Source organism: Corallococcus sp. M7 (assembly GCF_054512695.1).
Genome location: NZ_CM137252.1, coordinates 7,730,901 through 7,744,214 on the forward strand (window position 1 = coordinate 7,730,901; position 13,314 = coordinate 7,744,214).

The 13,314-nt window shown below is 71.3% G+C and carries 12 protein-coding genes; 6 read left to right on the forward strand and 6 right to left on the reverse strand.

The features are described from left to right. Window positions 1–49: 49 nt before the first annotated feature. The 3 genes from ACX114_RS30945 to ACX114_RS30955 are packed head-to-tail and all read left to right on the forward strand — an operon-like array spanning window position 50 to window position 2,873. Window positions 50–1,258, forward strand: a complete 1,209-nt coding sequence (locus ACX114_RS30945; RefSeq protein WP_459290480.1) for a ComEC/Rec2 family competence protein — start codon at window positions 50–52, stop codon at window positions 1,256–1,258. Further along, window positions 1,255–2,613, forward strand: coding sequence for a ComEC/Rec2 family competence protein (locus ACX114_RS30950; protein WP_459290482.1), 1,359 nt, complete (start codon window positions 1,255–1,257; stop codon window positions 2,611–2,613). The genes ACX114_RS30945 and ACX114_RS30950 overlap by 4 nt, the downstream gene beginning before the upstream one ends. Further along, window positions 2,610–2,873: a DUF3006 domain-containing protein gene (locus ACX114_RS30955; RefSeq protein ID WP_459290484.1), complete on the forward strand. Its 264-nt coding sequence runs from the start codon at window positions 2,610–2,612 to the stop codon at window positions 2,871–2,873. The genes ACX114_RS30950 and ACX114_RS30955 overlap by 4 nt, the downstream gene beginning before the upstream one ends. A gap of 105 nt (window positions 2,874–2,978) precedes the next feature. Here ACX114_RS30955 and ACX114_RS30960 read toward each other — a convergent pair whose 3' ends face one another. Then, complete coding sequence (locus tag ACX114_RS30960; RefSeq protein ID WP_459290486.1) at window positions 2,979–4,277, reverse strand: GYF domain-containing protein; 1,299 nt, start codon at window positions 4,275–4,277, stop codon at window positions 2,979–2,981. A 140-nt stretch (window positions 4,278–4,417) separates the two neighbouring features. Here ACX114_RS30960 and ACX114_RS30965 point away from each other — a divergent pair, with 140 nt between their 5' ends. After that, window positions 4,418–4,711 (forward strand): TIGR02300 family protein, encoded by a 294-nt coding sequence (locus tag ACX114_RS30965; protein WP_459290488.1) that lies wholly within the window; start codon window positions 4,418–4,420, stop codon window positions 4,709–4,711. A gap of 162 nt (window positions 4,712–4,873) precedes the next feature. Here ACX114_RS30965 and ACX114_RS30970 read toward each other — a convergent pair whose 3' ends face one another. Then, window positions 4,874–5,059, reverse strand: a complete 186-nt coding sequence (locus tag ACX114_RS30970) for a hypothetical protein (RefSeq protein ID WP_459290490.1) — start codon at window positions 5,057–5,059, stop codon at window positions 4,874–4,876. A gap of 161 nt (window positions 5,060–5,220) precedes the next feature. Continuing rightward, entirely contained in the window at window positions 5,221–6,024 is an 804-nt protein-coding gene (locus ACX114_RS30975; protein ID WP_459290492.1) for a carboxypeptidase regulatory-like domain-containing protein, read from the reverse strand. 159 nt (window positions 6,025–6,183) lie between these two features. Here ACX114_RS30975 and ACX114_RS30980 point away from each other — a divergent pair, with 159 nt between their 5' ends. Further along, window positions 6,184–6,918, forward strand: coding sequence for a zinc ribbon domain-containing protein (locus ACX114_RS30980; RefSeq protein ID WP_459290494.1), 735 nt, complete (start codon window positions 6,184–6,186; stop codon window positions 6,916–6,918). A 30-nt stretch (window positions 6,919–6,948) separates the two neighbouring features. Further along, window positions 6,949–7,587, forward strand: coding sequence for a ribonuclease HI family protein (locus tag ACX114_RS30985; protein WP_459290496.1), 639 nt, complete (start codon window positions 6,949–6,951; stop codon window positions 7,585–7,587). A gap of 6 nt (window positions 7,588–7,593) precedes the next feature. Here ACX114_RS30985 and ACX114_RS30990 read toward each other — a convergent pair whose 3' ends face one another. The 3 genes from ACX114_RS30990 to ACX114_RS31000 are packed head-to-tail and all read right to left on the reverse strand — an operon-like array spanning window position 7,594 to window position 13,135. Next, window positions 7,594–9,366, reverse strand: a complete 1,773-nt coding sequence (locus tag ACX114_RS30990) for a tetratricopeptide repeat protein (protein WP_459290498.1) — start codon at window positions 9,364–9,366, stop codon at window positions 7,594–7,596. Then, complete coding sequence (locus ACX114_RS30995; RefSeq protein WP_459290500.1) at window positions 9,363–11,618, reverse strand: DnaJ domain-containing protein; 2,256 nt, start codon at window positions 11,616–11,618, stop codon at window positions 9,363–9,365. Before ACX114_RS30995 ends, ACX114_RS30990 begins: the two co-directional genes overlap by 4 nt. Then, entirely contained in the window at window positions 11,615–13,135 is a 1,521-nt protein-coding gene (locus ACX114_RS31000; RefSeq protein WP_459290502.1) for a S16 family serine protease, read from the reverse strand. The genes ACX114_RS30995 and ACX114_RS31000 overlap by 4 nt, the downstream gene beginning before the upstream one ends. Window positions 13,136–13,314: the final 179 nt, after the last annotated feature.

A 13,314-nucleotide genomic window follows, 5' to 3' on the forward strand; every position in this document is an offset into this window, starting at 1 on the left:
CAACGCACGGGGTGCCGCGAATGGGAGCGGGGCTGTAGAGTTCCAACCCGTGAAGGTCTTCGCGCGGCTGCTCGCACTCCTTGTCCTCCTCCTCGCGGCGGTGCCGGGTCATGCCGCGGCCCCCGCTCCCACGGCCCTCCCCTCCCCCGCCCCGGGCCGGCTCTCGGTCTACTTCCTGGACGTGGGCCAGGGGGACGCGGCGCTCATCGTTTCGCCCACGGGCAAGACGGTGCTCATCGACGGAGGGCCTCCGGAGGCCGGAAACCGGCTGGCGGCGCGGCTGCGCGAGCTGGTGAAGGGGCCGCTGGACCTGGTCATCCTCACCCACCCGCACCTGGACCACCTGGGCGGGCTGCGCGCGGCGCTGAAGGCGGTGGGCGCCCGGCGCTTCATGGACCCTGGCTTCGACCACCCGAGCGAGGCGTACCGCGACCTCTTGGACTTCGTGGGCCGCGAGGTGGGCCAGGTGATGAGCCCGGAGCCCAACCCCAACGCGCCCCAGACGCTGCTCACGGTGGGCCTGGGTGAAGGCGTGGCGCTCACCGTGCTCTGGCCGCGCGTGCCCCAGGAGTCGTTCCTCGCGAACACGCGCTCGGACGCGAACGCGAACTCCATCGTCACCAAGCTCACCTACGGGAAGACATCGTTCCTCTTCACGGGGGACTCGGAGCCGCCCACGGAGGAGGTGCTGCTGCAGAAGCCCGTGGACCTCACCGCCACGGTGCTGAAGGTGGCGCACCACGGCGGCAAGCACTCCTCCACCGCGGCCTTCCTGGAGCGCGTGAAGCCGCAGGCGGCGGTCATCTCCTGCGGCGCGGGCAATGACTACGGCCACCCGAGCCCGGAGGTCCTGGGCCGCCTGGGTGACGTGCGCGCCCGCACCTTCCGCACCGACCAGGACGGCGAGGTGCTGGCGGTGAGCGACGGCACGACCGTGACGCTGCGCTCGACGAAGGGCGGCGCCAGCGCCACCAGCCTGTCCGGCACGCAGCAGGCAGGAGGCCCGGTGGCGCTCGGCCCCATCGAACCCACGCCGCACGGACGCGCGGGCCGCGCCACGGGGAAGGAACCAGAGCCCACGGCGCCCACGGGCACGTCCGAAGCCACGGGCGAGCGCTACGTGTCGCTCAAGGGTAGCAAGGTGTTCCACCGCGAGAGCTGCAAGACCCTGAAGCGTTCAAAGAATGAGCGCACCGTCTACTCAAGCCGCGCCGACGCCCTGCGTGAGCGCCGCCCCGCCGAGGATTGTCATCCATGAAGGCCCGCATCGCGCTGGGGGTGGGGCTGCTGCTCGCCTCCCTGGCCTGTCAGCAGCAGCCGTCCGCGCCGCCCGCGCAGAAGCCCCCGGAGAAGTCGCGCTACTTCGGCGGCGCGCCGGACGGGAAGCTCCACGTGTACTTCTTCGACGTGGGCGCGGGGGATGCCGCGCTCATCGTCACGCCGAAGGGCAACACGGTGCTGGTGGACTCCGGGCCCGCGTCCGCCGAGTCGCACCTGGTGAACCGCCTGCCGGAGCTGCTGCGCCGCGAGCTGGACTTGGTGGTCCTCACCCAGCCGGATCCGAAGCACCACGGCGCGCTGGAAGCGGTGCTCAAGCGCGTGGGCGCGCGGCGGTTGATGGAGCCGCAGCTGCCGGACACGTCCAAGACCTACGACGCGCTGCTCACGGCGGTGGGCTCGCGCGGGGTGGGGATCTTCTCGCCCGCGCCGCCGTCGTCCGCGCCCAAGGAGCTGGTCCGGCTGACGCTGGAGGACGGAGTGAACCTCACGGTGCTCTGGCCCCGGGCGCCCGCGGAGCCGCTCCTGAACGGGGCTCCGGACGCGGAGGGGCGCAACGCGGCGAACTCCATCGTGCTGCGCCTGACGTACGCCGACACGTCGGTCGTCTTCGCGGGCGGCGCGCGCGCGGAGACGGAGGCGCGGCTGCTGGAGCGCGGGCTCCTGTCCTCCGCCACGCTGCTGAAGGTCGCCTCGCCCGGCGTGGAGGGGGCGAACTCGCAGGCGTACCTGGAGGAGGTGCGGCCCCAGGCGGCGGTGATCAGCGGGGATGACAGCCTGGGCAAGAGCCCGAAGGTGAAGGAGCTCCTCACGCGGCTGCGTGGCGTGGACGCCCGGGCCTTCCGCACGGACGTGAACGGCGAGGTGCACGCGGTGAGCGACGGCAAGCAGTTCGAGCTGTCGCTCCAGCGTCCGACCCCGGGCGAGCCCGGCGGCACGCGGCGCGTCTTCCCGGGGGTGGATCCGCGCCCGGCGCTGGTGCGGACGGCGAAGCCCGCGCCCGTGGTGAAGCCGGCCGTCACCGAGCCGCCGCCCGCGCGCGTCGTCGAGGCACCGCGAGACAGCAAGGCTCGCGTCAACAACGTGACGGACGTGGATGACCTGCCCGTCGCGCGCAAGGGCACACGGATGGAGGAGGCGCCACCGAAGGCGGTGCGCTCATCCTCCAGCGCGTCCATGACGGGCGGCTACATGGCGAGCAAGAACAAGCGCATCTTCCACAAGTCCACCTGCCGGAGCGTGAGGCTCATCAAGGACGAGAACCTGCTCACGTGGAGCACGCGTGACGCAGCGCTGAAGTCGGGCCGCGAGCCCGCGGGAGACTGTCACCCGTGACGAAGAAGAAGGCGAAGCCCCGGTCCAGGGCCACGGTGGACCGCATCGAGGACGACGTCGCAGTGCTGGTGGTGGACGGCCAGCAGGTGACCCGCGCGCTGGACACCCTGCCCGCTGGCGTGCGCGAAGGCGACGTCGTGGACCTGGAGACAGGGACGGTGGACGCCGAAGCCACCGAGTCCCTCCGCGCCGAAGTCCGCGCCGCGAGGGAACAGGCGATGCGAGGCAAGAAGCCGCCCGCGGGCGACTTCGACCTCTGACCCCAAGCATCCTGCTCGACGTGCCGGGTCCCCGGCCGGAGCAGGACGTGGCGGGAGGGCCTGCCCACCGCGTCGCGCGGAAAGCAGGCCCACCTCACACGGGGACTACGGCGTGGTGCCTTCCGCCGGAGCCGTGGCCTCACCATTCGCGGCGCCCTGCGGAGGCGTCGTGGGTTCGGCGGCGGCAGGAGGAGGCGCCACGGGTGCAACGGCGCCCGGGGCGGGAGTGGCCTGACGCGGAGCCGGCGCGGGCGGAGGCGCCTTGCCGGTCACCTTGTTGACCATGTCCGCGAGCGCGGGAGGCAGCATGCCCGCCGCGGACAGGCCGAACAGCGCCACCGCCGGCAGGACGATGAGCAGCAGCAGCACCAGCGCCACCACCTTCAGCGGGCTGCCACGGCGGGCCGGCACCACCGGACGCTTGCGCGCGGCCTTCGAGTCCTGCGCCTGGCGCGCGTCCTCTTCCTCCTCCTCGTCGTTGCGAGGATCCTCGCGCGTCTCGTCCTGGCCAGGGTCCTCCTCGTCCGAGCCGTCGCCCCGGTTGCCGGGCAGGTCCAGGTCGGAGAACAGCTCGTTGAGGGGCGCGCCGCTCGCGGCAGGGGCCTCCTCCACGGGCGGGGCCGCCGCGCGGCGCGGGGCGGGCGTGGGCACCGGGGCGGGAGCCGCGCGTTTGTCGCCGTAGAGCGTGCCCTCGTCCTCGTCGCCGTCGCGATCGAAGTCGCCGTTGTTGTCGTCCTCGGACGGGACGGGCTCGTTCTCCGCGTAGAAGGGCTGCTGGGGCTCCGGCTCGCGGCGGGCGGGGGCGGCGCGCGCGGGCGGCGGCGCGGCGACCGCGGGCGGCGGCTCCGGGGGCGGCGGCGGCGGCTCCGGCGCCGCGGCGGGCGCGAGCAGCGCGGCCAGCTCCGGGATGTCCGAACCGCGCTTCCAGTCCGGCATGCCCTGGCGCCAGAAGAAGCTGCGCGCGCTGATGGTGCCCGCGGCCATCCACTCGGCCACGGCGGGCTCGTCCAGTGGACCCTCCTGCTTGTTGCGCACCATCACGAACCACGGAGCCCCGGCCGTCTGGCGGGGAGGCGCGGTGCGGGTAGGCTCATCGTCCCAAGGGGTCTGGGGGGCCGACGCAGGAGGTTTGGCCAGGGGCGCAGGGGCTGCCGCGGCGGCCACCGGTGCGGGAGCGGGCGCAGGCGCGGGCGCGGCGGCGCCACCTCCCGCCAGCGAACGCTCCTGGGCCCGGATGCGCTCCACGTCGGCGAGCGACACCACGCGGGTGCTCTCCTCCTCGGCGGGCCCTTCCACGGTGATGACGTTCTGGCAGTTCTTGCAACGGACCTTGACCGTCTTGCCGCGGACCTTCTCGTCCGCAATGGAGTACCGCTTCTGGCAATTGTCGCAGGTGAAGTTCAAAGGGGGCGTCCGGCTCTCGGGGGAAACCGGCGGGGATGCTACCGCCAGAAATCTCCCGCGCAAACACACGGTTGACTCTGTTCTTCGGCCCAACTATTCAGCCGCCCTCTGTTTCACTCCAGGCTCTACGAGGGTGGCGCATGCCGGCGAAGGATCTCGGGACCAAGCACACGTGCTTCAAGTGCGGGACGAAGTTCTACGACATGAAGAAGCCGGACCCCATCTGCCCCAAGTGCGGGGCGGATCAGCGGGAGAACGTGGTCGCCAAGCCCGCCGAGGGCCGGCGTGGCCGCCTGGCCGCCGCTCCGAAGGTCATCGAGCCCGAGCCCGAGGAGACGCCCGCGTCCGAGGAGGACGAGGAGAACCTCGACTCCTTCGGCGATGACGAGGACGCCGAGGCCGGCGCCGAGCCCGCCGACGACGACGACATCTAGGGTCGCCCTGTCGGTCGCATCATCCGGGGTCCCCCGAGCTGCTCGGGCGGGCCCCGTTGCCGTTTGCGTGCCCCGAGGCCTTCACAGGACCTCAAATCAAACGGCGCACCCGGAGCCGGGGCCCCTTCCCCAAGGGGCCCACGCTGCTCCGGGCGTCACGGCTCAGGTGCCGCTCAGGCGTTCGTGCGAGGACACCAGCGACAGCTCGGTGAGCGCGCTCTGGATCTTCTCGTAGAGGTTGGGCCCCATCTCCTGCATGCCCGCCGGCCGGGTGCCCTTGCGGCGCGCCCCCATGGGCAGGCGCTCTGCCTCCACGGAAACCGTGGGTTGCTTCCTGGTCTGATGCATCGCGACTCCCCCTCAGGCGGAAGTGTTGGCTTCCGAGAAAGCAATTTTGCCACCAAGACAGAAGTCTGAACAAGGGGCGTGCTTCTCGGCACTTATACGGAACCCCCGGCCCGCGATTTCGTTGCACCGCGGCCGGACGCGACAACCGTGTCAGGGGCGCCCTATTTCCCCGAGCCAGCCTGACGCAGTGCTTCCACACCCCAGGTCTGATCGATCTGGACGGTCTCCCCCGCGCGGACGGTGACGGTCCGGGACGCTTCGGGCAGCCGGTCGTGCCAGAAGACAACCGTGTGGGTCCCTTCCGGGACGCGCATCCGGAAGCGGCCGTCCGGGGCGGTGGTGGTGAAGTACGGGTGGTCGAAGGTGCGGACCACCGCGCGCATCCAGGGGTGCACGTCGCAGCGGACCTGGACGGTGCCCGGTTCGGCGGGCAGGGGGCGGCGCAGGGTCATGCCCTCCAGGGGCATGGCGACGTTGAAGACGGAACGGTTCGTCCCGGACTGGGCGCGCACGTTGTGCACCAGCGGGTCGGAGTTGCGCAGCAGCAGCTCGCCGCCGGCCTTCGCCGCGAGCGCGGGCGGTTCGTAGTGGCACTGCTTCTGGTCCAGCACGGGCTGCGGCGCGGGCGTCTCCGGCTCGACGAGCTTCGCGCCCTCCTGGAGCGAGACGACGGCGTGGGCCAGGGCGCCCTCCCCGCCCACCACCAGCGAGCGATCCTCCGCCTGGTCGCCGCACACGCTGGCGACGGTGGCGGTGGTCGGCGCGCTGGGGGCCTGGGGAGGCGTCCCGGTGAGCACCACCCGCCCCTCGATTTCGCCCCACTTCACGGGCCCTGTGGGGCGCGGCGCGGCGGCGGCGGGAGGGGGCGTGGCCGAGGGAGCCGGCGGGGGCGGGGATTCGCGGCAGGCCGCGGCGGCGAGGAGGAGCGCGGGGGCCAGGAGGGGGCGGAGGCGGAGGCTGGACACGTGCCCGGTCTAACGGGTGCGTGAAGCGGATTCAAACGCTCAAGGGGCAGGCGGAGAACACGGGATGGAGGCCTCCCCAATTACGCGTTGGAACCCCAGCACCCTTGTTGGTACAAGAGCCGAGCCGCGCGTCGGTGCGGCCGTGTGGGAGGCAGCAACTTGCGGGAGAAACTGAAGGCCTTGGCGGAGCTGCAGAAGGTGGACCTCGAGGTCGCCTCGCTCCGGAAGGCGGCGGACGTGCACCCCCGTCAGATTTCCGAGCTGGAGCGGGAGCTGGGGGTCGCGCGCAATGGCATCGAGGCCGAGCGGACACGCGTCGCCGACCTCGAGAAGCAGAAGGCCCTGCTCGAGCAGAACATCACGGACGAGAAGGACAAGGTGAAGAAGTGGGAAGCGCGCCTGTCCGACCAGCGCTCCACCCGTGAGTACTCGGCGCTCGCTCGCGAAATCGACATCGCGAAGAAGGGCATCCTCACCCAGTCCGAGGCGCTCACGGAGAAGGTGAAGGAGCTGGGCCAGGCTCGCGAGGCCATCAAGGGCAAGGAGGCGGACTACGCCACCAAGCAGCAGGGCCTGTCGGGCCGGATGACGGAGCTTCGCGGGAAGCTGGGCGAGTCCGAGTCCCAGGTGAAGGCACTGGAGGGGCGCCGCGCGGAAGTCGCCGCGAACGTGGATGCCACCCTGCTCCGCCGCTACGAGGTCATCCGCAAGAAGAAGCTGCCCGCGATGGTGGGCGTGGTGGCCGGCACCTGCCAGGGCTGCAACATGAACCTGCCCCCGCAGATGTACAACATGCTGCGGACCTCGCTGGGCACGGACGTGTGCCCCTCGTGCAACCGCATCATCTTCGCCGTCGAAGCGCTGCAGGAGCCGAAGGAAGCCGCCGAGAAGTAGTGGCGGCGCGTCACCTTCGGTCCCCTCCCCATGCCGACCCCTTCGCTCGTCGACGTCCTCCGTCACATCGCCCGTGAGGAGCCGCTGACGGCGACGGTGCGCGCCTTTCGCGGGCTCACCCGCGAGCACCTGGGCCAACTGCTGGACGAAGCCGCCGAGCAACTGGGCGGCGGTCCGCGCGAGGCCGAGGCTCCCGCTTCAGAGCCCACGTCCGAGTCCACGACGTCCGGCATCGAGGTCGTGACGCCCGCGGCGGGTGGGGCGCTGAACCGCGTGCGCGTCTATTCGGACGGAGCGGCGCGAGGCAACCCGGGCCCCGCCGGCGCGGGAGCGGTGGTGACGAACACCGAGGGCGCGGTGGTGGCGCGCCTGGGCAAGTTCCTGGGGCACCAGACGAACAACTACGCCGAGTACATGGGCCTGCTCATCGGCCTGCAGCACGCGAAGAGCCTGGGCGCCCGCGAGGTGGAGGTCTTCGCGGACAGCGAGCTGCTCATCCGTCAGCTGGGTGGGAAGTACCAGGTGAAGAGCCCCACGCTGAAGCCCCTGTTTCAGGAAGCACAGAAGCTCTTGGCCACCTTCGGCAAGGTGAAGCTCGCCCACGTCCCCCGCGCGCAGAACGCGGAGGCGGACGAGATGAGCAACCGCGCCATCGACGAGCGGATGTAGTTCGCCTCAGGGCACCGAGTCCCCCGCCACCGCTCCGGACGGCTTGGGGCGGGTCCAGCGCTCGAGCGCGGTGGTGACGGGCCCGGGCAGCAGGGCCTCCTTCTTCGCGCGTGCGTAGGCGGCCCGGGAGTCCTGGCCCCGTGCATCCAGCTGGCGCGCGAGGACCAGACGGAGCGCGGCGCGCTCTTCCCAGTCCAGCGTCAGGGATTCCACCGGCAGCTTGCCGCTCAGCACGTCCTGGAGCTCGCCATAGGCCACGTTGGCGCGGCTCGCTTCGAGCACCTTCACCGCGAGCGCTGGGTCCCCCTGTCTTTCGAACTCCGCCGCCAGCAGCAGGCCCGCCTCGACGCCGATGTAGCGGAAGCTCAAGAAGTCGAGTGGGGCCACGGCCCGCGCGGCGAACTCGGGCTCCTCGGCGAGCGCCATCAACACCCGCGTCGCGATGGCGAGCGGATGCTTCTGGGGCGCGGCTTGCAGCTTCGCGGCGTCCACGTGCTGCCCGAGCGAAGCCGCGAGCCACTCGCCCACCAGCCCCTCCGGCTCGTTCTTCTGCGCTGCCTCGACGAGTTGCCGCATCACCGCGTTCGCAGTGCCGTCCTGCGCGGCGTGCCCGAGCAGCTTCGCGTAGACCCGTACATCCGTCAGCTCCAGTGCCTCCTGGTCCGCGTCCTGGACCAGGTGCTCCGACAGCTTGCGCGCCGCCTCCTTGCGGCGTCCCAGTGCCACCAACGTGTCGGCGTGCCCACTCTGGTAGTCCCGGTACTCGGGGTCACCCTGCTCCATTGCCTCTAGCAGCGGCAGCGCCTCCGCCCAGCGCTGCTGACGCTGGTGACGCGTCGCCAGCGTCCGGCGGGGGAGCGGATCCTCGGGATGGTCGCGCACCAGCTTCTCCAGCCGCTCCGTGGCCCCGGGCTCGGGCTCGACGCGAGAGAGGGACACGGCGTTGATCACGGAGCCGGGCTCGCGCTCCAGCGCGGCCTGGTACCAGGCACGGGCCTCATCCTGACGCCCCGCGCGACGCATGTCGTAGATCCACAACCGGTTGGAATCCACGTCGTCAGGATGCGCGTCGCGTTGCGCCCGCGACATGGCGAGCGATGCGAGGAGCCCTTCCTCGCGCGCGAGCATCATCCTCGCGGAGACGGCCGCGTTCTCCGCGTCCGGGGTCTCCGGTAGGGCCTTCCAGAGCCCTTCCGCCAGGCGGGCCGCATCCGCCGTGCGGTGGAGGGCCATCAGCCAGCCGAAGCTCGTCCTCCAGCCGCCTTTCGCCTGCCCTAGATGGCTGCGCGTGGTGGACCTGCCCTCCTCCTTGCGCATCGAGAGCCGCTCGGGCGGTGGGGTGAGCACGTAGTCGATGCGCCCCACGTGCTGGAAGGTGGTGCCCGCCAGGGCCCGGGGTGTCACCTCCTCGGTGTTGGTCTGGTTTCGCGTATAGGTGACAGCCGCCCTGTAGAGCGGCGCGACGCCCAGCACGTTGTAGACGAAGAGGCCGCTCTCGTCGGTCACGAACACCGTCTCGTGCGTCAGCGAGCCCTTCTCGCCCTGGATGTCCACGTCCAGTTCGCCAATGGGCATCCGCCGCTTCGCGTGCGCCTCCGCCGCGAGCGTGAAGCGCTCCTGGCCCGCGATGACGGTGACCGGCGTTTCCAGCGCGTTGACGAAGAGCACCTCCGCATCGGCGTTGAGGGACCGGGTCGCCACCACGATGCCGAGCGCGCAGACACCGATGCCGCCCAGCAACAACCAGCCCCGGCGGGGAGAAGTCGAAGGAGCACTCACGGCCGGGCCTCCTGGACAAGCGATGAAGCAGTCAGCAACAGCGGGCGGCGGTCGCCCGCGCCGGGCAGGTGCCAGCGATCCACCCACCCATGAAAGAGGACCTCGGAGGCGCGCGGATCCGCGGCGTCCGCCACGAGCTCCAACGGCGGCACCGGCACGTCCAGGCCTTCGTGCTTCACCGACCAGACCCGCTGGGACGGCGAGCCCGTCTGGACCGCTTCCTTCACGTGCAGGATGAGCAGAGGCGGGCCATCCACGGGCAGCCCCCGTCCTCCGTCCACCACGAGGACACCCCGCCCCAGCGCTTCATCCACCGTCCGCTGCCAGGCGCCCACGAGCAGATCCGAATGGTCCGAAGTCCCAGCGGTCGCCGCCCACTGCACGGTGACGCGGCGGCTGTGATTGCGCGAGACAGCATCGAGCAGGCTCGTGAAGAACGCGCGGGACGGCGCCGCGGCGCTCCCTGGATCCAACCGCGCCTCCATCCGCGCGCGCGCCTTGTCCAACTCCGCGTCCACCCGGGCCTGGAGTTTCGGGGCGAAGCGGGGGTCGGGTTGCTCGCGGAGGTACTCGAGCATGGAGGCCATGTCTCCCTGGGACGCGACGCGCGTCCAGGCGTGTGCCGCCGCGGTCTGCCGCTGCGGCCACACGGCCCCGGCCACCAGCAGCACGCCCACGCCCGCGGCGGCGAAGACGCCGGGCCAGGGAGAGCGCACGTTCTCCGCTCGCACGTGGCCCTTCTTGTCCGCGCGCGCCAGCAGCGCCGGAGGCAGGTGCTCCACCCCACTCTCCGCGTCCAGCATGCCCCGGCCCAGCAACTCCAATACACGGCGGCGGCGGGCAATCAGCTCCTGCGCCAGCGCCTCCGCCTTCTCCCTGCCGTTCACCGGCAGCGTCATGCGCTTGTCGTTGAAGCGCATCTCGATGGCCGTGAACTGGTAGGCGCCGTTGACGTGGCGGTTCACCAACTGCAGGTCCTGTAGGTGCACGAGCGGCCATACGGTGATGCGGTCGATGGCCACCTGGATGAGGTGCAGGGGGTGGATGGTGTTGAAGCGCCCATAGGGGCTCGCCATCACCCGCAGGAGCCTGCGCGCCAGGGCCCAGGTGGCACTGGAGAAGACGGCCGCGAAGAGCGCGCACCAGACCCAATCCGAGACATCGCGCTCGGAGATGCCGAAGGAGATGAAGGCCAGGAGGAAGGCCGTGGCGGCGGCGGCGGCCAGCGTGAGGATGGCTGGCATCACCCAGGTCATCACGGCGCGCCAGCCATCAGCCCGCTCGGCCTCTTCGTGCAGCCATTCGCGGGTGACGGGCGGCAGCGCGTCCACGTCCAGGACGACGCGCGTCGGATACGCGACCTCGGTGGCGCTCTCCGGGTTGAAGCGGCGGCCGAACGCGAGCAACTGGTTCGCGCCCTTGGACTTCTGCTGGGCGAAGAGATGCGCGGCGGCCGAGGAGAGCTGGCCTCCAGTCCAGCGGCGCAGCTCGGGGTCGGCGTTCTCCGGCAGCTCGGCGTCGAGCCGCTCCAGCTCCTTCTCGGCGTTGGCCTCCTGGCCGAACTCCAGCATCGTCGCGATGCGCCGCACCTTGAGGGCGAGCACGTCCATCCGCGAGATGCCGGGCAGCGACTGCGCCTGCTCGAGCACCTTGAGCGCATCCGCCACCTGCCCCATCGCCTCAAGGCAGTCCGCCAGCGCCACGCGCGGGCTGACTTCCGACGGGCCATGCTTGCCCGCGCGCCAGAAGGCATCCGCGGCTTCCTTCATCTGCTCCAGGCGGAGCAACGCCCAGCCCCGTTGCAGGTGCCCCTGCCAGTGCTCCGGTGCCCGCGCGAGCAGGGCGTCGAACTCCGCCAATGCCTCCTTGGCGTCCCCTTCGTAGAGGAAGTGGCGGCCCAGCAGGATGCGCGCGTCGTGGAAGTCCGGCTGCTCGTTGAGCGCCTCGGTGAGGAGCCTCCGGCCAGCGACCTTGTCACCTGCCTCGAACAGGTTGATGGCCTCCTGGATGGCGGCGTTCTTCGTCGCCTCCGGGCCGTCCGCCTGTTGCGCGGCGCTGGCGTCGAAGGCCTGGCGTGCCTCGGGGTCGGAGAGCAGTTCGTATGCTTCGCGCAGGCGTCGGAACTCCTCCGGATGCGTCTCCGGCGGGTTCTGCCGGACGCGTTCGAAGTACGCCTTCTTGATGGCGCGGGCGTCCGCGTCCTGCGCGACACCCAGCACTTCATAGGGGTTCTGGCGGGGCTCGTTGTTCACCGTCGCTCCAGTCCTGGCGTGTTCACGGCCGCGTTCACGAGCCGCCACGCCTCATCCAAGCTGTCCACCGCGATCAATCGCAGGCGTCCGGAGACTTCCGGCGGCAGCGCCGCCACGTCGTCCAGGTTGCGGCGCGGGTGCAGCACCACGCGCATGCCTTCGAGGTACGCGGCCACCAACTTCTCGTGCACGCCGCCCACGCGCCGCACTTCACCGTTCAGCGTCAGTTCGCCCGTCACCGCCAGCCGCGCGGGCAACAGGCGCTGCGTGTACGCGGAGAGGCCCGCCAGCGCGAGCGCGAGCCCGGACGACAGGCCGTCCTTGCCGACCTCCGTGTCGGTGTAGTGCAGGTGCAGGTCGTAACGGGTCGTGAGCGTCCCCAGGCTCAGCGCGGGAGCACGGGCACGCACCACGCTGAAGGCCACATCTGCGGCCTCCTGGCCTTCGGGCCCCACGTGGCCACTGCACCGCAGCACGCCGCGCCCGGGCACCGCGATCGCCTCCAGCGGCGAGACATGCCCGCCTCCCGGATGCCAACCGAGCACGCCCACGCGTCCAATCAAGGGCACGTCACGCGCGAGCTGACGGCGACGATGGGCGACTTCCGCCTCGCGGCCTATCGCGACCAGGGACTCTCCGTTCGCGGACGCGCGGACATAGAACTCTCGCGCTTCGTCCAGCGCCCCGGCTTCGAGCCGCAGGTCTCCCATTCGCAGCGCCGCGGCGCCAGGTGCCCCCGGCATGTCGACCACGGCGCGACGGGCCTCTTCGACCTGGGCGGCGGGCCGGCCCTCCACCCACAGCAACTCCGCGCGAAGCATGGCCGCGGCGGCGCTGGTCCGGGTCGCCGCGGGTGCGATGACGAGCTGCCGCTTCACCTCCGCGAGCGAGCCCCGGGAGAACGCTTCGACGGCTGCGTCGAGCTTCGCCTCGGAGAGCGCGGCGCGCGCCGTGGGCAGCTTGAGCGCCTGGATGGCTTGCTCCAACGGCGGCGCGTCCAGCATGGCGGCGGACGCCGGAAGCCCGAGCGCCGTGCGAGCCCCGAGCAATGACTCCGCGAGGCGAGGATCCTCCGGTGCGAGGAGACGGGCCCGCCTGAGCGCAGGCATGGCTTCGACAGGCCGGTTCGTGCGCTCGCACAGACGGATGATGGCGCGCCAGGCCTCCAGCTCTCCAGGCGCGGCTTCGGTGGCTTCGAGCGCGTGCACGAGGGCGTCGTCCGGCCGCTCCTCCTCCAGGAATGAGACCAACTCCACGCGCAGGGATGCATCGCGAGGAGCTTCTCGAACGGCCGTCTCCAGCAGTGTCCTCGCCTCCGTCCGCTTGCCGTCGCGCGACAAGGCTCCACACAAGAGACGGCGCGCGGGCCCACCTCCGCCCAGGGCCAATGCCTTGCGTGCATGCTCCGCGGCACCGCGAAAGTCACGCTCCTGGAAGAGCGCTTCGGCCAATGCCAACCGCGCCGAGGGCTCGGCCGGACGCAGCACCACCGCGCGCTTGAGGTCACTCAGGAACATGCGTGCTCCGGCGGATGCATCGGGGTCAGCCCCCGTGGCCTTACCCGGCATCCCCCGTTCAGCCCGATGCGCGCCTGGAACCACATCGTGGGCCTGCTCAGTTCAAGGGACGCATGGAGTCGCTTCGCGTACCGGCATAGGGACCGCGCCAGGTGCTCGTGGAATGGCGGGTGAGCCTT

What these genes read in the sequence shown, in the direction of transcription:
- ACX114_RS30950 (WP_459290482.1), top strand. Translation starts at nt 1,255, where the DNA reads ATGAAGGCCCGCATCGCGCTGGGGGTGGGGCTGCTGCTCGCCTCCCTG.
- ACX114_RS30965 (WP_459290488.1), top strand. Translation starts at nt 4,418, where the DNA reads ATGCCGGCGAAGGATCTCGGGACCAAGCACACGTGCTTCAAGTGCGGG.
- ACX114_RS30970 (WP_459290490.1), bottom strand. Translation starts at nt 5,059, where the DNA reads ATGCATCAGACCAGGAAGCAACCCACGGTTTCCGTGGAGGCAGAGCGC.
- ACX114_RS30985 (WP_459290496.1), top strand. Translation starts at nt 6,949, where the DNA reads ATGCCGACCCCTTCGCTCGTCGACGTCCTCCGTCACATCGCCCGTGAG.
- ACX114_RS31000 (WP_459290502.1), bottom strand. Translation starts at nt 13,135, where the DNA reads ATGTTCCTGAGTGACCTCAAGCGCGCGGTGGTGCTGCGTCCGGCCGAG.